Origin of the sequence: Streptomyces sp. NPDC006551, assembly GCF_040611675.1 — a bacterium.
GTDB lineage: Bacteria > Actinomycetota > Actinomycetes > Streptomycetales > Streptomycetaceae > Streptomyces.
This window is the reverse complement of record NZ_JBEXOT010000001.1, coordinates 324,449-342,958: the sequence shown is the minus strand read 5'-3', so window position 1 is coordinate 342,958 and position 18,510 is coordinate 324,449. Positions and strand designations below refer to the sequence as shown.

At 72.2% G+C, this 18,510-nt stretch carries 15 protein-coding genes, 2 pseudogenes and 1 riboswitch; of the genes and pseudogenes, 11 read left to right on the top strand and 6 right to left on the bottom strand.

The window, feature by feature from the left end; genetic code table 11:
• Window positions 1–8: 8 nt before the first annotated feature.
• Window positions 9–1,193, top strand: a complete 1,185-nt coding sequence (locus tag ABZY12_RS01490; RefSeq protein ID WP_356885917.1) for a glutathionylspermidine synthase family protein — start codon at window positions 9–11, stop codon at window positions 1,191–1,193.
• Window positions 1,194–1,267: 74 nt separating this feature from the next.
• Here the strand turns inward: ABZY12_RS01490 and rocD are convergent, their stop codons facing one another.
• On the bottom strand, window positions 1,268–2,473 hold the full coding sequence (gene rocD, locus ABZY12_RS01485; protein WP_356885915.1) for an ornithine--oxo-acid transaminase: 1,206 nt from the start codon (window positions 2,471–2,473) through the stop codon (window positions 1,268–1,270).
• A 108-nt stretch (window positions 2,474–2,581) separates the two neighbouring features.
• Window positions 2,582–2,672: riboswitch (ZMP/ZTP riboswitch) on the top strand.
• Window positions 2,673–2,743: 71 nt separating this feature from the next.
• Between rocD and glyA the strand changes: the two genes are divergently transcribed.
• Window positions 2,744–4,012 (top strand): serine hydroxymethyltransferase, encoded by a 1,269-nt coding sequence (gene glyA, locus ABZY12_RS01480; RefSeq protein WP_356885913.1) that lies wholly within the window; start codon window positions 2,744–2,746, stop codon window positions 4,010–4,012.
• Window positions 4,013–4,251: 239 nt separating this feature from the next.
• Here the strand turns inward: glyA and ABZY12_RS01475 are convergent.
• Window positions 4,252–4,642, bottom strand: a pseudogene (locus ABZY12_RS01475) (sigma factor); the annotation flags it as partial.
• 83 nt (window positions 4,643–4,725) lie between these two features.
• On the opposite strand from ABZY12_RS01475, the gene trpS reads away from it, so the two are divergent.
• Window positions 4,726–5,739 (top strand): tryptophan--tRNA ligase, encoded by a 1,014-nt coding sequence (trpS, locus tag ABZY12_RS01470; protein ID WP_356885911.1) that lies wholly within the window; start codon window positions 4,726–4,728, stop codon window positions 5,737–5,739.
• Between the two features lie 94 nt (window positions 5,740–5,833).
• The gene (locus ABZY12_RS01465; RefSeq protein WP_356885909.1) at window positions 5,834–6,424 is read left to right on the top strand and encodes a 2'-5' RNA ligase family protein; all 591 of its coding nucleotides are present in this window, start codon (window positions 5,834–5,836) and stop codon (window positions 6,422–6,424) included.
• Between the two features lie 388 nt (window positions 6,425–6,812).
• Here ABZY12_RS01465 and ABZY12_RS01460 read toward each other — a convergent pair whose 3' ends face one another.
• Both ABZY12_RS01460 and ABZY12_RS01455 read right to left on the bottom strand, forming a co-directional pair.
• Window positions 6,813–7,568 carry a decaprenylphospho-beta-D-erythro-pentofuranosid-2-ulose 2-reductase gene (locus ABZY12_RS01460; protein WP_356885907.1) on the bottom strand — a complete coding sequence of 252 codons (756 nt, stop codon included), beginning with the start codon at window positions 7,566–7,568 and terminating at the stop codon, window positions 6,813–6,815.
• 103 nt (window positions 7,569–7,671) lie between these two features.
• Window positions 7,672–9,069 (bottom strand): FAD-binding oxidoreductase, encoded by a 1,398-nt coding sequence (locus ABZY12_RS01455; RefSeq protein ID WP_356885905.1) that lies wholly within the window; start codon window positions 9,067–9,069, stop codon window positions 7,672–7,674.
• 180 nt (window positions 9,070–9,249) lie between these two features.
• On the opposite strand from ABZY12_RS01455, the pseudogene ABZY12_RS01450 reads away from it, so the two are divergent.
• The 4 genes and pseudogenes from ABZY12_RS01450 to ABZY12_RS01435 all read left to right on the top strand — a co-directional run.
• Window positions 9,250–9,774: pseudogene (locus tag ABZY12_RS01450) on the top strand (phosphatase PAP2 family protein); the annotation flags it as partial.
• Between the two features lie 482 nt (window positions 9,775–10,256).
• Window positions 10,257–11,225 carry a decaprenyl-phosphate phosphoribosyltransferase gene (locus ABZY12_RS01445; protein WP_356885903.1) on the top strand — a complete coding sequence of 323 codons (969 nt, stop codon included), beginning with the start codon at window positions 10,257–10,259 and terminating at the stop codon, window positions 11,223–11,225.
• A gap of 79 nt (window positions 11,226–11,304) precedes the next feature.
• The gene (locus ABZY12_RS01440) at window positions 11,305–11,730 is read left to right on the top strand and encodes a GtrA family protein (RefSeq protein WP_356885901.1); all 426 of its coding nucleotides are present in this window, start codon (window positions 11,305–11,307) and stop codon (window positions 11,728–11,730) included.
• Complete coding sequence (locus ABZY12_RS01435; RefSeq protein WP_356885899.1) at window positions 11,718–12,623, top strand: YihY/virulence factor BrkB family protein; 906 nt, start codon at window positions 11,718–11,720, stop codon at window positions 12,621–12,623. The genes ABZY12_RS01440 and ABZY12_RS01435 overlap by 13 nt, the downstream gene beginning before the upstream one ends.
• On the opposite strand, the gene ABZY12_RS01430 is transcribed toward ABZY12_RS01435, so the two are convergent.
• Window positions 12,553–13,833 carry a D-alanyl-D-alanine carboxypeptidase gene (locus ABZY12_RS01430; protein WP_356886274.1) on the bottom strand — a complete coding sequence of 427 codons (1,281 nt, stop codon included), beginning with the start codon at window positions 13,831–13,833 and terminating at the stop codon, window positions 12,553–12,555. The genes ABZY12_RS01435 and ABZY12_RS01430 overlap by 71 nt on opposite strands.
• Window positions 13,834–13,957: 124 nt before the next feature.
• Here ABZY12_RS01430 and ABZY12_RS01425 point away from each other — a divergent pair, with 124 nt between their 5' ends.
• From ABZY12_RS01425 to ABZY12_RS01415, 3 genes are all read left to right on the top strand, one after another.
• Window positions 13,958–14,203 (top strand): hypothetical protein, encoded by a 246-nt coding sequence (locus ABZY12_RS01425; RefSeq protein ID WP_356885897.1) that lies wholly within the window; start codon window positions 13,958–13,960, stop codon window positions 14,201–14,203.
• Between the two features lie 12 nt (window positions 14,204–14,215).
• Window positions 14,216–15,703 carry a metallophosphoesterase gene (locus tag ABZY12_RS01420; protein ID WP_356885895.1) on the top strand — a complete coding sequence of 496 codons (1,488 nt, stop codon included), beginning with the start codon at window positions 14,216–14,218 and terminating at the stop codon, window positions 15,701–15,703.
• A 173-nt stretch (window positions 15,704–15,876) separates the two neighbouring features.
• Complete coding sequence (locus ABZY12_RS01415; protein ID WP_356885893.1) at window positions 15,877–17,436, top strand: ABC transporter substrate-binding protein; 1,560 nt, start codon at window positions 15,877–15,879, stop codon at window positions 17,434–17,436.
• A 78-nt stretch (window positions 17,437–17,514) separates the two neighbouring features.
• On the opposite strand, the gene ABZY12_RS01410 is transcribed toward ABZY12_RS01415, so the two are convergent.
• The gene (locus ABZY12_RS01410) at window positions 17,515–18,456 is read right to left on the bottom strand and encodes a TetR family transcriptional regulator (RefSeq protein ID WP_356885891.1); all 942 of its coding nucleotides are present in this window, start codon (window positions 18,454–18,456) and stop codon (window positions 17,515–17,517) included.
• Window positions 18,457–18,510 lie beyond the last annotated feature (54 nt).

Genomic DNA, 18,510 nt, shown 5'->3' with positions numbered 1-18,510 from the left:
ACACCCTCATGGAACGCCACACCATCGAACCCCGCCCCGGCTGGCAGCGGACCGTGGAGGAGCAGGGACTCGTCTACCCCCTGACCCGCTACCCCGACGGCTCGCTGCGCCCCTACTGGGACGAGAGCGCGTACTACTCCTTCACCCTCCCCGAGGTCGAGGCGCTGGAGGAGGTCGTCGAGGAGCTGCACGCCATGTGCCTGGCGGCGGCCGCCCACATCGTCGAGAAGGACCGTTTCGCCGATCTGGGCCTGACCGATCCCCGGCTCGCCTCCCTCGTCGCCGAGTCCTGGCACCGCCGGGCCGAACTTCCCTCCCTCTACGGCCGCTTCGACCTGCGCTACGACGGCACGGGCCCGGCCAAGATGCTGGAGTACAACGCCGACACCCCCACGTCCCTCGTCGAGGCGGCGAGCCCGCAGTGGTTCTGGATGGAGGAGCGCTTCCCCGGCGCCGACCAGTGGAACTCCCTCCACGAGCGGCTCGTCGACGCCTGGAAGCGGCAGGCGGCGCTGCTGCCGCCCGGCAGCCCGGTCCACTTCGTCCACTCCGACGGGGACGAGCTCGGCGAGGACCTGATGACGGTCGCGTATCTGCGCGAGACCGCCCAGCAGGCCGGACTCGACACAGAGGCCCTGTCGGTCGAACGCATCGGCTGGGACCGTCTTTCGGGGCGGTTCGTGGACGACCGGCTCCGCTTCATCCGCAGCTGCTTCAAGCTCTATCCGTGGGAGTGGCTGACCACGGACCGCTTCGGCCCCTACGTCCTCGACACCCTCGACAACGGCGGCGGCACCGGAACCACCTGCTGGATCGAGCCCGCCTGGAAGATGCTCCTGTCCAACAAGGCGCTGCTCGCGGTGGTGTGGGAGCTGTACCCGGGGCACCCGAACCTGCTGCCCGCCTACCTGGACGGCCCGCGCGAACTCGCCGCGCACGGCGGCTACGTCGCCAAGCCGCTCCTCGGCCGCGAGGGCGCGGGCGTCACGATCCACGAGCCCGGCGCCCCGGCCGTCGTACGCGAAGAGCCCTGCTGCTACCAGGAGCTGTGCCCCCTGCCGGATTTCGACGGCAACCGGGTCGTGCTCGGGGCGTGGGTCGTCGAGGACGAGGCGGCCGGGCTCGGCATCCGGGAGTCGGCGGGCCTGATCACGGACGAGTACGCCCGCTTCCTGCCGCACGTCATCCTCTGAGACCCGGAGCGGACGGGCCGCCGGAGCGCTGTACGTGACAGCCGCCCCGGCGTCCCTCCTTCCGCCGTGTCCGCTCAGTCCGACAGGACCGTCCGCAACTGCTCCAGGCCCCAGTCCAGGTCCTCCTTGCTGATCACGAGCGGGGGAGCGATCCGGATCGTCGAACCGTGCGTGTCCTTCACCAGCACCCCCCGGGCCATCAGCCTCTCCGAGATCTCCCGGCCCGTGCCCCGGGACGGGACGACGTCCACCCCCGCCCACAGTCCTCGGCCGCGCACCGCCTCCACGGCTCCTCCGCCCACGAGCAGCCCCAGCTCGGCGTGGAGATGCTCGCCCAGCTCGGTCGCGCGCTGCTGGTACTCGCCGGTCCGCAGCATCGCGATCACCTCCAGGGCCACCGCGCAGGCCAGCGGATTGCCGCCGAACGTCGAGCCGTGCTCACCCGGCCGGAACACCCCGAGGACGTCGCGGTCCGCCACCACCGCGGAGACCGGGACGACGCCGCCGCCCAGCGCCTTGCCCAGGATGTACACGTCCGGCACCACGCCCTCGTGCTCGCACGCGAAGGTCTTCCCGGTCCGGCCGAGCCCCGACTGGATCTCGTCCGCCATGAACAGCACGTTCCGCGCCCGGGTCAACTCCCGCACCCCGCGCAGATAACCGGCCGGCGGCACCAGCACCCCCGCCTCGCCCTGGATCGGCTCCAGGAGCACCGCGACCGTGTTCTCGGTGACCGCGGCCTCCATCGCCGTGAGATCGCCGTACGGAACGATCTCGAACCCCGGGGTGTACGGGCCGTAGTGGTCCCGCGCCTCGTGATCCGTGGAGAAGCTCACGATCGTCGTCGTACGGCCGTGGAAGTTGTTCGCCGCGACCACGATCTTCGCGTGCCCGTCCGGCACGCCCTTGACTTCGTACCCCCACTTCCGCGCGGTCTTCACGGCCGTCTCGACCGCCTCCGCGCCCGTGTTCATGGGCAGGACCATCTCCTTGCCGCACAGCTCCGCGAGCCGCGTGCAGAACTCCGCGAAACGGTCGTGATGGAACGCCCGCGACGTGAGCGTCACGCGCTCCAGCTGCGCCCGCGCGGCGTCGATCAGCCGGCGGTTGCCGTGTCCGAAGTTGAGCGCCGAATAACCGGCGAGCATGTCGAGATAGCGGCGTCCCTCGACATCGGTCATCCAGGCCCCGTCCGCCGAGGCGACCACGACGGGCAGGGGGTGGTAGTTGTGTGCGCTGCGCGCCTCCGCGGAAGCGATCGCGTCTTGCGTCCTCGACACGGGTTCTCCGTTCGTCCTGCGGCCCTGGGGTGGGTGTGGCCCCCTTTCTTATCGTCGGTCGGATGACGGACGAAGAAACCTGGGTGACGGCGCGCCCGATAGGCTGGAAACACGCACGGCGACTGGCGTACGGGGAAGCGACCCCGGGGGAGCCGTGCGCGGCAGACCACACGAGGTGCCGCCCGCCTGGGCACCACGGGACCCCATTCCCGTGTGGCGCCGCGATGCGACGCAGTGCCCCGGGATCCGCCGAACGCCCGGAGGAACGCCGTGAACCACCCCGTCCACCACCCCGCGCTGTCCGCCGCCGACCCCGAACTCGCCGCGCTCGTCGGCGCCGAGGAGCGGTTGCAGGCCGAGACCCTGCGGCTGATCCCCAGCGAGAACTACGTCTCCCAGGCCGTGCTCGAAGCCTCCGGCACCGTCCTGCAGAACAAGTACAGCGAGGGCTACCCCGGCCGCCGCTACTACGAGGGCCAGCAGAACATCGACCAGGTCGAGACCCTCGCCGTCGAGCGCGCCAAGGCCGTCTTCGGCGTCGACCACGCCAATGTCCAGCCCTACTCCGGCTCCCCGGCCAACCTCGCCGTCTACCTCGCCTTCGCCGAGCCCGGCGACCCGGTGATGGGCATGGCCCTGCCCATGGGCGGCCACCTCACCCACGGCTGGGGCGTCTCCGCGACCGGAAAGTGGTTCCGGGGCGTGCAGTACGGCGTACGCCAGGACACCGGGCTCATCGACTTCGACCAGGTCCGTGACCTCGCGCTCAAGGAACGCCCGAAGGTGATCTTCTGCGGCGGCACCGCGCTGCCCCGCACGATCGACTTCGCCGCCTTCGGCGAGATCGCCCGTGAGGCCGGCGCCGTCCTCGTCGCCGACGTCGCCCACATCGCCGGCCTGATCGCGGGTGGCGCCCACCCCTCCCCGGTGCCGCACGCCGACGTCATCTCCACGACCACCCACAAGACGCTGCGCGGACCGCGCGGCGCCATGCTGATGTCCCGCGAGGAGCACGCCAAGGCCCTCGACAAGGCCGTCTTCCCCGGCCTCCAGGGCGGCCCGCACAACCAGACCACCGCCGCCATCGCCGTCGCCCTGCACGAGGCGGCCCAGCCCTCCTTCCGTGACTACGCCCACGCGGTCGTCGCCAACGCCCGGGCCCTCGCCGAAGCGCTGCTCGCCCGCGGCTTCGACCTCGTCTCCGGCGGCACCGACAACCATCTGATCCTGATGGACCTCACCCCCAAGGAGGTCCCGGGCAAGGCCGCCGCGAAGGCCCTCGACCGGGCCGGGATCGTCGTCAACTACAACACCGTCCCCTACGACCCCCGCAAGCCCTTCGACCCCTCCGGCGTCCGTATCGGCACCCCTTCCCTCACCTCCCGTGGCCTCGGTACGGAACACATGGCGCAGGTCGCCGACTGGATCGACCGCGGCGTCGCGGCGGCGGGCTCCGGCGACGAGGACGCCCTCCTCACGATCCGCGCCGAGGTCGCGGAGCTGATGTCGGCCTACCCGGCGCCGGGCCTGCCGGTCTGACACCCCCGCCGCCGTCCCGGCCATCCGGATGCGTCGGGACCCGCTTGCCGAAATCGAGGTCCAGCCGGGCCGGGAACTGGTCCAGCCGGACCGTCCGGCCTCCCGGCTCCAGCACAGGCTGATCACCGCCCGGCCACGCTCGGCCGACCCCGTGACCGACACCGCGTCCGGGGCGCCGAGCGTGCCGGGCGTCAGCGGCTCGAAGCCAGCGCGGCGCCCGGCGCCGCGAGCGGCTGACGGCGTCTCTCCCGCTCCTCGGCCGCGACCGCCGGATCCGCCCCTTCCGGTATCAGCGGCTCGGAGGCGAGCAGCTCCGCCTCCCGCCCCGCGACCGCCCGCTGCCGGCCCGCCGGGCGCACTGTGTTCCTCGTCTCACTGACCACGATCCGCGGCAGCCACGGACGGAACGCCGCCCCCTCCTTGAAGCGCCCCAACGACTGGTACGCCTTGAAGAAGGCCTGCTGCACCACGTCCTCGGCCTCCGCGCCCGCGCCGCACGCCACCGCCGCCCGCAGCGCGACCGCCGTGTGCGCGCGGACCAGCGACGCGTACGCCGCCGCCTCCCCGGCGCGTACCCGTGCGATCACCGCGGCCTCGGCACTGTCCACGACGACCCGGGCCCCCCGCCAGCGTCCTCACACCCTCGATACACCGGCAGAACCGGATCGGTTCCCAGTCCGGGATCGGTTCCGACACCTGAGAGAATGTGTGACATGGCCTCTGACAGTCCCCGTGTGCTCTCCGGAATCCAGCCCACCGCAGGCTCGTTCCACCTCGGCAACTACCTCGGTGCGGTGCGTCAGTGGGTCGCGCTGCAGGAGTCCCACGACGCCTTCTACATGGTGGTGGACCTGCACGCGATCACGGTCCCGCAGGACCCCGCCGAGCTGCGCGCCAACACCCGGCTCGCCGCCGCCCAGCTGCTGGCCGCCGGCCTCGACCCCGAGCGCTGCACGCTCTTCGTCCAGAGTCATGTCCCCGAGCACGCGCAGCTCGGCTGGGTCATGAACTGCCTCACCGGCTTCGGCGAGGCGTCCCGCATGACGCAGTTCAAGGACAAGTCCGCGAAGCAGGGCGCCGACCGGGCCACCGTCGGCCTCTTCACGTACCCGATCCTCCAGGTCGCCGACATCCTGCTCTACCAGGCCAACGAGGTCCCGGTCGGCGAGGACCAGCGCCAGCACATCGAGCTCACGCGCGACCTCGCCGAGCGGTTCAACGGCCGCTTCGGCGAGACCTTCACGATGCCGGCGCCGTACATCCTCAAGGAGACGGCGAAGATCTACGACCTGCAGGACCCGACGATCAAGATGAGCAAGTCGGCGTCCACGCCCAAGGGTCTGATCAACCTCCTGGACGAGCCGAAGACGACGGCGAAGAAGGTCAAGAGCGCGGTCACCGACACCGACACGGTGATCCGCTTCGACCCGGCGAACAAGCCCGGCGTCTCCAACCTCCTCACCATCCTCTCCACCCTCACCGGCACGCCCGTCGCCGAGCTGGAACAGGGGTACGAGGGCAAGATGTACGGCGCGCTGAAGACCGACGTGGCCGAGGTCATGGTGGACTTCGTCACGCCGTTCCGGGCCCGTACGCAGGAATACCTGGACGACCCGGAGACGCTGGACTCGATCCTGGCCAAGGGCGCGGAGAAGGCCCGTGCGGTCGCCGCGGAGACCCTGGCGCAGACGTACGAGCGGGTGGGCTTCCTGCCCGCGAAGCACTGACCGACGACCCGGTCCGAGGACCCTGGCCACAGAGGTGGTGCAGGCCGCACACTGGCGGCTGCACCACCGGCACGGACGAGTGAGGAGAGAAGACGTGGGGACCGTAACGCTCGGCGTTTCGATCGCGGTCCCGGAGCCCTTCGGCAGCCTGCTCCAGGAGCGGCGCGCGGGCTTCGGGGATCCCGCGGCCCACGGCATCCCCACGCACGTCACCCTGCTTCCGCCGACCGAGGTCGACGCGTCCCGGCTCCCCGCGATCGAGACGCACCTCACCGAGATCGCGGCCGGTGTCCGTCCCTTCCCGATGCGGCTCAGCGGGACGGGAACGTTCCGCCCGCTGTCGCCGGTGGTCTACGTCCAGCTCGCCGAGGGCGTCTCGGCCTGCGCCTGGCTCCAGCAGCGGGTCCGTGACACGTCCGGCCCGCTGGTGCGGGAGCTGCAGTTCCCGTACCACCCGCACGTGACGGTCGCGCACGGCATCTCCGAGGAGGCGATGGACCGGGCGTACGAGGAGCTGGCCGAGTTCGAGGCGGCGTGGACCTGCTCGTCCTTCGCGCTCTATGAGCAGGGCACGGACGGGGTGTGGCGCAAGCTGAAGGAGTACGAGTTCGGCGGCGGCCGCGCCGTCTCAGCCGTCCCGGCCCAGGGCTCCCCGGTCGACACCCCGACCCCGGCGGCGGGCTGACCCAGCCGGGCCCACGCGGCCTGGCACGGCCCGCAGCGCCCATGAAGCCCCCGCAGGGCCCCTTGTGGCCTGGCACGGCGCGCAGGCGCGCAAGCCCATGCGGCCCGCAGGAGCCCCTGCACGGCCTGCACTGGCCCGGCGCGGCCCGCAGCGCCCACGAAGCCCCCGCAGGGCCCCTTGTGGCCTGGCACGGCGCGCAGGCGCGCAAGCCCATGCGGCCCGCAGGAGCCCCTGCACGGCCTGCACTGGCCCGGCACGGCCTGCACCGGCCCGGGCACGGCCCGCAGGAGCCCTGCGCCAACAGACCCCACAGGCCCGCACGGCCCACAGGACTCCAGCGGCCCAGCCACGGCCCGACCCCGTCCGATCCAGGTCCGCCGCGCCCCCGTCATACCGGCAGTCTGCGGAACAGCGGCCTCGGCACGTGCCGCAGTGCCGACATCACGGCGCGCAGCGCTCCCGGCACCCACACCGTCTCCGAGCGGCGCCGCAGACCCAGCTCGATCGCCGTGGCGACCGCCTCCGGAGTGGTCGCCAGCGGTGCCTCGTCGAGCCCGGCGGTCATCTTCGAGCGGACGAATCCGGGCCGTACGACCATCACGTGCACCCCGGTCCCGTGCATCGCGTCCCCGAGCCCCTGGGCGAACGCGTCGAGACCGGCCTTGGACGAGCCGTAGATGAAGTTGGCGCGCCGCGCACGTTCGCCGGCCACCGAGGAGAGCACCACCAGCGAGCCGTGCCCCTGCGCCTGCAGGGCCTGCGCGCAGACGAGGCTCGCGGAGACCGCGCCCGTGTAGTTCGTCTGGGCGACCCGGACGGCGCCGAGCGGGTCGGACTCGTCGCGCGCCTGGTCGCCGAGGATGCCGAAGGCGAGCAGCACCATGTCGACATCGCCTTCTGTGAAGATCTTCCCGAGCCGCTCCTCGTGCGACTCGGTGTCGAGCGCGTCGAAAGGCACGGTGCGGACATCCGCGCCCAGCCCGCGCAGCGAGGCGGCGGCGGCCGTCAGGGCGGGTGAGGGGCGCCCGGCCAGCCAGACCGTACGGGTGCGGCGGGCGATCAGGCGCCGTGCGGTGGCCAGACCGATCTCGGACGTGCCGCCGAGTACGAGCAGGGACTGCGGGGTGCCGAAGGCGTCCTTCATGGCGAACGGGCTCCTCAGAGGCGAGACGATGGGACAGGTCCGGGGTACGGCGTCGTTCCCGGGGGAGTCGTCCCCCGGATCCCCGGCCGTGGCGGGGCGGCCCTCACAGGGCCAGGCGGCGTGACAGGTCGGAGGTGAAGACCGAGCGCGGATCGACCGCGGCGCGCAGCGCCTGGAAGTCGGCGAGCCGGGGATACATCGTGTGCAGCACGTCCGGCCGCAGCCGGGAGTCCTTGGCGAGATAGACCCGGCCGCCCGCCCCCGCGACCTCCTCGTCCAGCTCGTCCAGGAACGCGCCGAGCCCGGAGAGCCGGGCCGGGATGTCGAGCGCGAGCGTCCATCCGGGCATGGGGAAGGACAGCCAGCCCGGGTCCCCCGCGCCGAAGCGTTTCAGTACGGCGAGGAAGGACGGACAGCCGCGCCGCGCGATCCGCTTCACGATCCGGCGCAGTGTCTCCTCCTCTCCGTACCCGACGACGAACTGGTACTGGACGAAGCCGCCGCGGCCGTAGATCCGGTTCCAGTGCGGCACGCCGTCCAGAGGATGGAAGAAGGTGGAGATCCTCTGGAGCTCGCCGGTGCGGCGGCGAGGGGCCCTGCGGTACCAGAGCTCGTTGAAGAGGCCGACGGTGGTGCGGCCGAGCAGCACCTCGGGGACGAGCGCGGGCGCGGACGGCAGCTGCCCCGGCCGGAAGGCGAGGGGCGCGCGGCGGGCGCGGCGGGAGAGCGTGTCGTACGGCGCGTGGTCGCCGCGGGTGAGGACGGACCGGCCGGTCGCGGCGCCGCGCGCGAGCAGGTCGATCCAGGCGACGGAGTACCGGTAGCGGTGGTCGGTGGCGGTGAGCCGGGCCATCATGTCGTCGAGATCCGTGGCGCGTTCGGTGTCGACGGACATGAGCGAGGTCTCGACGGGGAGGAGCCGGAGGGTCGCGGAGAGGATCACTCCGGTGAGTCCCATGCCGCCGGTGGTGGCGTCGAACAGGTCGGTGCCGGGGACGACGGTACGGATCTCCCCGTCGGCGGTGAGGAGTTCGAACGAGACCACATGGCGGGCGAAGGAGCCGGAGACGTGGTGGTTCTTGCCGTGGATGTCGGCGCCGATCGCACCGCCGACGGTGACGTACCGGGTCCCGGGGGTGACGGGGACGAACCAGCCCAGCGGCAACAGCACCTCCATCAGGCGGTGCAGGCTGACCCCGGCGTCGCAGACGACGAGTCCGGCGGCGGCGTCGACGGTACGGATCCGGTCGAGCCCGGTCATGTCGAGGACGGAGCCGCCGGCGTTCTGGGCGGCGTCGCCGTAGGCGCGGCCGAGACCACGGGCGATGGAGCCGCGGGCGCCGCAGGCGCGGACGGCGGCGGACGCCTCCTCGTAGGTGCGAGGCCGGTGCACGCGCGCGAGGGTGGGCGCGGTGCGGCCCCATCCGGTGAGGGCTTCGGCGTCTTCGGGCACCCCCGCGTCGGCGACGGTCGCGGGCCCGGTGTCGGTCTCGGCAGCCATGGAGGCGACCGTATCGCCCCGAGTATGGCTTATGCCGGGTTTGCCCTGTGGTTCGTCGAAATGGGTGATTAAAGGAGTGTCGGGAAAGATTGCCGTGCGGTCGGCTGCGCGCCGGGCCAGAGTCGCCCCTGATTGACCGAGTGCCGGGCGCCGAGCGCCGGGGAGCGGGGAGGCGAGTCGATGCGAGACGCGGACGGGGACTGGGCCGGGGCCGCGATCGGAGCCGAGAGGAGGCTCCTGGCCGTCCTGCGCGGTTGCGGCCGCCGACCGCCGGTGGCGACGGCCGCCCGTGCGCTGTCCTTCGCCGGTGAGCACGGCGCGGTGTGGCTCGCCGCCGGGCTCACCGGCGCCGCCATGGACCGGGAGCGCCGGGCGGACTGGCTGCGCGGCACGGCCCTGATCGGCGCGGCCCATCTGGTGAGCATGGGGGTCAAGCGGGTGGTACGGCGGCCGCGGCCCGGCGTGGAGCGGTACGCGCCCCTGGTCCGCACGGCGGGCCGGCACTCCTTCCCCAGCTCCCACGCGACCTCCGCCGCGGCGGCGGCCGTCGCCCTCGGAGCCCTGCACCCGTCGGGCAGGCGCCTGCTCGTCCCCGCGGCCGCCGCGATGTGCCTGTCCCGCCTGGTCGTCGGCGTCCACTACCCCACGGACGTGGTGGCGGGCGTCTTCCTGGGCGCCGTGACGGCGACCGCAGGCCACCGCTGGCTGGGAGGGGCGGTGCCCCCCGTCGCCGCGCCACGCGCGCGTGCGCCGCGCCTCCGCCACGCGCGCGTGGCACCGGGGGCGGTGCTCCGCCTCGGAGTCTCGGCCGTTCGGGTCACGCGACGACGCCCGGACACCGGGGCGGCCGCCCCCGCGGGCGCCTCCCCCCTCCCCCGCGCGGCCGCGGTCGGCAGCCGTCCCGCCGCGCCGACTACGGAGAAGCGATCCACTGACCCGGTGGGCGCTGGGGAGAAGCGATCCGCCGGCCCGGTGGTCGCCGGGGCGAACCGATCCGCCGGCCCGGTGGTCGCCATGTCGGCGTCGTCCGCTGCCCCGGTGGTCGCCACGGCGGTGTCGTCCGCTGCCCCGCTGGGGGCCACGGCGGCGTCATCCGCAGCCGCGGTGGTCGCCACGGCCGCCTCATCCGCAGTCCCGGTGGGCGGCCTCGCCCAGGTCCTCGCGTCGCCGCTTTCCCGGTGGACGCCGTGACCGAGCGCACCAGTGGGGCCGTGCTGCTCGACAAGCCCGCTGTCGTACGGGAGCGGCGGCGCGCCCGGGTGCCGTGGGCGGTGGTCGCCGTTCCGGTCGGGCTCCTGCGCACCGCGCGGCCCCGGCAGTGGGTCAAGAACGTCCTCGTCGTCGCCGCGCCCGTCGCCGCCGGCCAGCTCGTCTCCTGGCACACGGCCGCCCGACTCGCCCTGGTGTTCGTGCTGTTCACGGCTGCCGCGTCCGCCGTCTACCTGGTCAACGACGCCCGTGACGCCGACGCCGACCGCGCCCACCCGGTCAAGTGCCGCCGCCCGGTGGCCGCCGGGCTCGTCCCCGTGCCGCTCGCGTACGCCACCGGGGCCCTCCTCGGCCTCGGGGCCGCCGTCGCGGGCGCGGTCCTGTGCAATCCCATGACCGCCGCGCTCCTCATCGCGTACCTCGTCATGCAGTACGCGTACTGCCTCCGCCTCAAGCACGTCCTCGTCGTCGACCTCGCCGTCGTCACCACCGGCTTCCTGATGCGGGCCATGATCGGCGGGGTCGCGCTCGGCATCCCCCTCTCCCGTTGGTTCTTGATCACCACGGGATTCGGCGCGCTCTTCATGGTCGCCGCGAAGCGGTACTCCGAGGCCGTGCAGATGGAGGACGCGGGCGGGGCGACCCGGGCCCTGCTCACCCAGTACACGACTGGTTATCTGCGCTTCGTGTGGCAGCTGGCGGCCGGAGTCGCCGTCCTGGGCTACTGCCTCTGGGCGCTGGAGAGCGGCGGCGTCGCCCACGGCTCGCTGCTGCCCTGGCGCCAGCTCTCCGTGATCGCCTTCATCCTCGCCGTGCTGCGCTACGCCGTCTTCGCCGACCGCGGCACGGCAGGGGCCCCGGAGGACGTCGTGCTGCGCGACAGGCCGCTCGCCGTCATCGGCCTGGCGTGGGCGGCGATGTACGGGATGGCGGTCACCGACCTGTGAGACGCGCGTGAAACCGGCGGCGCCCGCGACGCCCACGTCCCCCGCGACGCCCACGACCCACGTCACGCCCGCGACACCCGTGAAGCGCGAACTCGCCGGTTTCGTGGCCGTCGGCCTCGCCGCCTACGCCGTCGATCTGGCCCTCTTCCTCGCCCTGCGCGGACCCGGCGGCCTCGACCCGCTCGCCGCCAAGGTGCTCTCCTTCCTCGGGTCCTGTGCCGTCGCCTACCTGGGCAACTCCCTGGGAACCTACGGCCGCGGCGCCGTCCGGCTGCGCGAGTACGCCGTCTTCTTCGCCGTGAACGTCGCCGGAGCCGCCGTACAGCTGCTCTGCCTCGGCGTCTCCCACTACGGCCTCGGCCTCACCTCCGCCCGCGCCGACACGGTGGCCGGGCTCGGCGTCGGCATGGTGCTCGCCACCTGCCTGAGATTCTGGGGAGCTCGGACGCTCGTCTTCCGTCCCGACGGTGGATCAAGGGGTAGGCGTACGTCATGGACTGGCTGACCAAACTCCCCGTCATCGGCCCCTGGGCCGCCCGGCTCATGCGGACCCACGCCTGGCGCTCCTACGAGACTCTCGACGAGGCCCACTGGACCCGGCTCGCCGCCGCCATCACCTTCATCAGCTTTCTCGCCCTCTTCCCCCTGATCACCGTCGCCGCGGTGATCGGCGCCGCGCTGCTCACCGACGAGCAGCTCGACCGCATCGAGGCGAAGTTGTCCGAACAGGTCCCGGGCATCTCCGACCAGCTCGACATCAACGGGCTGGTCGACAACGCCGGCACGGTCGGGATCGTCGCCGGCGCGCTACTGCTCTTCACCGGCATCGGGTGGGTCGGCTCGATGCGGGACTGTCTGCGCGCGGTGTGGAAGAAGGACGACGACGACGAGGGCAACCCCGTGGTGCGCAAGGGCAAGGACGCCATCGTCCTGCTCGGGCTCGGCGGGGTGGGGCTCTGCTCGCTCGCCGCGTCCTCGCTCGGCTCCACCGCCGTCGGCTGGAGCGCCGGACAGCTCGGGATCTCCGGCGGCGGGGTCGGCGGCGTGCTGCTCCAGGCCGCCGCGGTCGCGTTCGCCGCGTTCGCCGACTTCCTGATCCTGCTGTACGTCCTGACCCTGCTGCCCGGGGTCGAGCCGCCGCGCCGCCGCCTGGTGGTGGCGGCGGTGATCGGCGCGGTCGGCTTCGAGCTGCTGAAGCTGCTGCTCGGCGGCTATATGAGCGGTGTCGCGGGGAAGTCGATGTACGGGGCGTTCGGCGTACCGGTCGCCCTGCTGCTGTGGATCAACTTCACCGCGAAGCTGCTGCTGTTCTGCGCGGCATGGACGGCTACGGGTTCACGCTCTCGTCCCGAGGCTGACGGCGACCGACCAGCTCAGGGAGCGGCCAGCGACGGTTGACGAGGAACACAGCGCCCGCGAGCACCACCAGGACGCCGCCGGTCACCGCGAGGGCGATGCCGATCCCGCCGGACTTCTGCTGGGCGACGGCGGCCTTCTCGACCGAGGCCGGGGTGTCCTTGCCGGGTACGGGCGCCGTGCTGGAGTCCGTACCGGTGCCGGGCCCGGGGTCGGTGCCCGTGCGGGCGGACTTCGGCGGAACCAGTTCGCCGACCGGCGTCACCTTCCCGGACGCCGCGAAGCCCCAGTCGAGCAGCCGGGCGGTCTCCTTGTAGACCGCGTGCTGCTCCTTGGAGGACGGGTTCATCACCGTCACGAGCAGCACTTTTCCGTTGCGTTCCGCAACGCCTGTGAAGGTAGCGCCGGCGTGCGTGGTGGAGCCGTTCTTGACGCCGGCGATGCCCTGGTACGGCGCGACGCCGAAGTCTCCGGTCAGCAGCCGGTTGGTGTTCTGGATCTCGAAGGTCTCGCGCTTCTTGCCCGGCTTCAGCTCACCCGGGAACTTCGCGCGGGCCGTCGCCGCGTACTCGCGGAAGTCCGGCTTCTGCATGCCGCTGCGGGCGATGAGGGTGAGGTCGTAGGCGGAGGAGACCTGGCCCGGGGCGTCGTAACCGTCGGGGGAGACCACGTGGGTGTCGAGCGCCTGGAGCTCGGCGGCGTGCTCGTTCATCTCCCGGACGGTCTGCGGGATGCCGTTGTTCATCGCGGACAGGACGCGGACGGCGTCGTTGCCCGAGCGAAGAAACACACCGAGCCAGAGCTCGTGCGCGGTGTAGGTCTGCTTCTCCTTGATGCCCACGAGGCTGGACCCCGCACCGATGCCCACAAGATCGGCCGAGGCGACGGTGTGGGTGGTCGTCTTCGGGAACTTCGGCAGGAGCGTGTCCGCGAAGAGCATCTTGAGCGTGGAAGCGGGGGCGAGGCGCCAGTGGGAATTGTGCGCGGCGAGCACGTCGCCGGTCTCCGCGTCCGCGACGATCCACGACCGGGCGCTGAGTTCCTTGGGGAGGACCGGAGCGCCGGGGCCGAGCTGGACCTGGGTGCCGGGCTTGCCGAGCAGCGCTCCGCCGACGTGGGACATGACGGCGGGCGGCTTGGGCTGTTTGTCCTCCTTCTTGTCCGCCGGCGGGTGCGCGAGCGCGGGCGCGGCGGTGAGGAGGGGGAGCAGCGCGGCGGCCGTGGCGGCGGCGGTGACCGTCCATGCGGTCATTTTCGAAGCAGGCACGGTCGGAAACGTACATGCACGCCTCAGGGATCCGAACCCCGCCGGGCGGTTCGTCCCCGGTCGTCCACCCGGACGCGGGGTTCTTGGGACGGGTGGTGATACTGGGGTCATGAAGCTCAGCCGGCCCGTCTCCTGGTTCCTGCTCGCCTTCGGTGTGTGGAGCTGGTTCATCTGGATCACTTTCGTCAAGAACCTGTGGAACGACGGGAGCGGGCTCGCCTTCGACGACGCGGGCGATCCGACGGCCTACTTCTGGGTTCATCTCTTGCTCGCCATCACGTCCTTTGTCTTGGGGACGGCGGTCGGTGTGATCGGGTTGCGTGGCGTGCGCGCATTGCGGCGTGAACGCGGATAGGGGTTTCCGGGCGTGGTCGTCTTCCTGCTGGTTCTCGTCGTGGTCCTCGCCCTGCTGGGCGGGGTCCACTGGTACGTGTGGCGGCGCCTGGTCCGTGATGTGACGGCCCGGGGCGGCGTGGCGCGCCGCCTCGGCACGGCGGCGGCGTTCGTCCTCCCGCTCCTCTCGCTCGCCGCCCTGGTCTCCGCGCGGGTGGGAGCTCCGTTCTGGTTCCAGCAGGTGGTGGCCTGGCCGGGCTTCCTCTGGCTGGCGCTGCTGCTGTACGTGACGCTGGCCCTGGTGGTCGGCGAAGCGGTCCGGCCCCTCCTGCACCGGTGGATGACCCGCCGCGCGGCCGCGCCGGAGCCCGGCGGCACGGCGCCCGTCTCCCTCCCGCCCGCGCCCGACGCCGTCATGACCGGCGCGCCGGGCACTCCCACTCCGGCGGCCCCGGCCGCCGCCGGAGCCCCGAGCGGCGCGGTCCTGACCGGCGCGGCCGACGAGCTGTCCGGTACGACGGTGACGGTGACCGGGGGGCCGCGGAGCGGCTCCTCGACCGCCGCCGAAGGCGTCCCCGCCGCCGCCGAGGCACCCGGATCCCGGGCCCCCGAGTCCCCGGCCCCCGGAACCGCGCCCACCGACGCCCCAGACGCCTCCGGATCCACACCGGACGCCCCGACCGACACCCCCGCCGTGTCCCGGCGGCTGTTCGTGTCCCGGGTCGTCGGCGGCGCCGCCGCGGCCGCTGCCCTGGGAACCGTCGGCCACGGCGCCTACGGCGTGCTGCGCGGCCCCCGCGTCAAGCGGGTCACCGTGCCGCTCGCCAAGATCCCCCGGTCCGCGCACGGGTACCGGATCGCCGTCGTGTCCGACGTCCACCTCGGGCCCATCCTCGGCCGCGCCCACACCCAGCGCATCGTCGACGCCGTCAACGCCACCCAGCCCGATCTGGTCGCCGTCGTCGGCGACCTCGTCGACGGCACCGTGGAGAACCTCGGTCACGCCGCCGAGCCGCTCGCCCGGCTCCGGGCCCGGCACGGCTCCTTCTTCGTGACCGGCAACCACGAGTACTTCTCCGGCGCCGACGCCTGGGTCGACCACGTCCGTGAACTCGGCCTGCGTCCCCTGCGCAACGAACGCGTCGAGATCGGCGCCGGCTTCGACCTCGCGGGCGTGGACGACGTCGCCGGCGAGAGCGAGGGCCAGGGCCCCGACTTCACCAGCGCTCTCGGCGACCGCGACCGCGCGAAGGCCGCCGTCCTGCTCGCGCACCAGCCGATCGTCATCCACGACGCCGTCCGCCACGGCGTCGATCTCCAGCTCTCCGGCCACACCCACGGCGGTCAGCTCTGGCCCGGCAACTACCTCGCGGAGCTGGCCAACCCGACCGTCGCGGGGCTCGAGCGGTACGGCGACACCCAGCTCTACGTCTCCCGGGGCGCGGGCGCCTGGGGACCTCCGGTCCGCGTCGGAGCGCCCTCCGACATCACTCTCGTACAGCTGGCGTCGAAGCAGGCGTAGCGCCGTGACCGATACGTACTGGTCGGTCACCTGAAGGCTGATATCCCGGACATATGCCTGCGCTGTGAAGGTTTACTCTTCCACCAGTGAATTTCGTGTGATTGGGTGACGCCATCGCGGCACGGCAGGGCGCCGTCGCGGCAGGGGTGGGCTCGACAAAAGGAAGCACGGCAATGCGGTCGACGGTCCGTCTGCGGATCCTCATCACTTGTGGAGTTCTGGTGGCCGCCGGGCTGGGGGGCTGGCAGCTGCTGCCGTCCGACGAAGCCCGGACCGACGCCATCACCGTCGGCACCACCGACGAGGTCACGTCGCTGGATCCGGCAGGCGCCTACGACGCCGGCTCCTGGGCGCTGTACAGCAACGTGTTCCAGTCGCTGCTGACGTTCAAGACCGGCTTCACCACCCCGGTCCCGGACGCCGCCGAGAGCTGCAAGTTCGTCGGTGCGAAGCTCTCGACGTACCGCTGCGAACTCCGGGACGACCTCACCTTCGCCAACGGCCGCAAGGTCACCGCCGAGGACGTCAAGTACTCCTTCGAGCGGATGCTGAGGATCAAGACGGACGTCGGTCCGCAGCCGCTCTTCCCGACCCTGAAGAACGTCGTGGCCGAGGGCCGGACGGTCACCTTCAACCTGAGCGGCCGGGACGCGACCTTCCCGCTGAAGCTCGCCACGGGCGCCGGCTCGATCGTCGACCGCAGCCAGTACCCGGCCGGCGCGCTGCGCGTGGGCAACGCGGTCGACGGATCGGGGCCGTACGTCCTCAAGGAGTACAAGCCCGGTGAGAGCGCGCGGCTCGAGCCCAACCCGCACTACAAGGGCGCGATCACCAAGGCCGGCGGTCCGGTCCTCGTCAAGTACTTCACCGAGTCCGAGCGGCTCGCCACCGCCTGGCGGAACAAGCAGGTCGACGTCACGCACCGGCAGATGCCGCCGAAGTTCCTCTCCGACCTGGGCAGCACCAAGGCGACCAGCGGCAGGATCACCGAGGCGGAGAGCCCCGAGATCCGGAACCTCAACTTCAATGTGCGCTCCGGATCGCCGATGGCGGAGAAGGCGGTGCGGCAGGCCGTCGCCGCCGTCATCGACCGCCCGGCGATCGTCACCGGCGCCTACCAGGGCACGGTCGAGCCGCTCTACTCCCTGATCCCGCAGGGCTTCATCGGGCACAGCACCGCGTTCTACGACGCCTATCCGGACCCCTCCGCCAAGAAGGCCAAGAGCCTGCTGAGGGAAGCGGACGTCGAGACCCCGGTCACGTTCACCCTCGGGTACCGCAAGGACGCCACCTACGGCGCCGAGGCCGCCGAGCTGAAGCGCCAGCTGGAGGCGACCGGTCTCTTCGAGGTCGAGGTCGTCGCCGCGGAGTGGAAGGACTTCCAGAAGGCGTACGCGAAGGGCGAGTACGACGCCTACACCGTCGGCTGGCTTCCGGACTTCCCCGACTCCGACAGCTTCACCGCCCCGCTCGTCGGCACCGGCAACACGCTGCACAACGGCTTCTCGAGCCGGAAGGTCGACTCGCTGATCGCCGCGACGCAGCAGTACAGCGACCGGGGCGCCGCCAGCAACGACTTCGAGGCCATCCAGCTGGAGGTCGCCAAGGACGTCCCCCTGGTGCCGCTGTGGCAGAAGAAGGACTACGTGCTGGCGACGGACGACGTCGCAGGCTCGCAGTACCTGACCGACGGCACGGGCATCTGGCGGCTCTGGGAACTCGACTGGATCTAGCGAGGACGGGGACGGCGTCCGCGTAGGGCCTGTCCGGCGGATCTTGGCCGGGGCCGCGGTTGATCCGCCGGACAGGCCCTACGCGACGCCGTCTTCCCCGCCGTTCGTGCCCCGTGTCTTGTCCGGCGCCTCGTCCGGCGCCTTCTCGGCCGGCTTCGCGGTCTTCTTCGCGGACGTCTTCTTCGCCGCCTTCGACGGGCCCCGTTGAGGCCTGCCCGACGCGGCCATCCCCGCCGCCGTCGGCATGAAGTCGGCGAGCAGGTCGTGCGTCTCCCGGACGAGCGGGCGCAGCAGGCGGAAGCGGGAGAGCGAGATCGCGCGGGCGGTGACCGGGGCGAGCCGCTCGACGAGGCGCCGGCTGTTGGCGGCCCCCTCGGAGCGGTCGTACACCCAGAACAGCACCAGGCCCATCTGCTGGAGCCAGAGCAACTGCGGCAGCGGCTCGGCCAGTTCGGGGTCGATCTTCACCGACGCCCCGGAGATGACCCGGCGGTGGACCTCGATCGCGGCCTCGCGCGGGCCCTCCGACTCGGGGGAGAAGGGGCTGAGCGGGCTGTCCGGGTCGGCGGCGTTCTTGAAGAACTGGGCCGCGAACTCGTGGTACGGCTCGGCGATGTCGAGCCACCCGAGGAGGACCCCGCGGATGCGGGCCGTGAGGTCCTTCTCGTCGCTGTCGAGGATTTCCGCGACCGCCGCCTGGTGTTCCTCGGCGATCCGGTCGTAGAAGCCCTGGACGAGGTGTTCCTTGGAGGAGAAGTAGTAGTACGCGTTGCCGACGGAGACCCCGGCCTCCTGGGCGATGGCCCGCATCGTCGTCTTGTCGTAACCGCGTTCCCTGAAGAGCCGGAGGGCCGTTTCGAGGATGAGGGTGCGGGTCTGCTCGCTCTTCGGCGGCTTGGCCGCCTTGGCCGGGGCGGGGACCTGGGTCCCCGCGGCGGGCTCGACGGTCTCCGCGGGCTTCTCTTCCTTCACGTCCTTCACAGTGCCCGAGCCTAGCCGGGGACGCCGGGCGCCCCGCACCGGCCGTCCGCGCCCGGCGGCCCGCCGCCGCCCCGGAGCGCCTCGCCCCGGGAA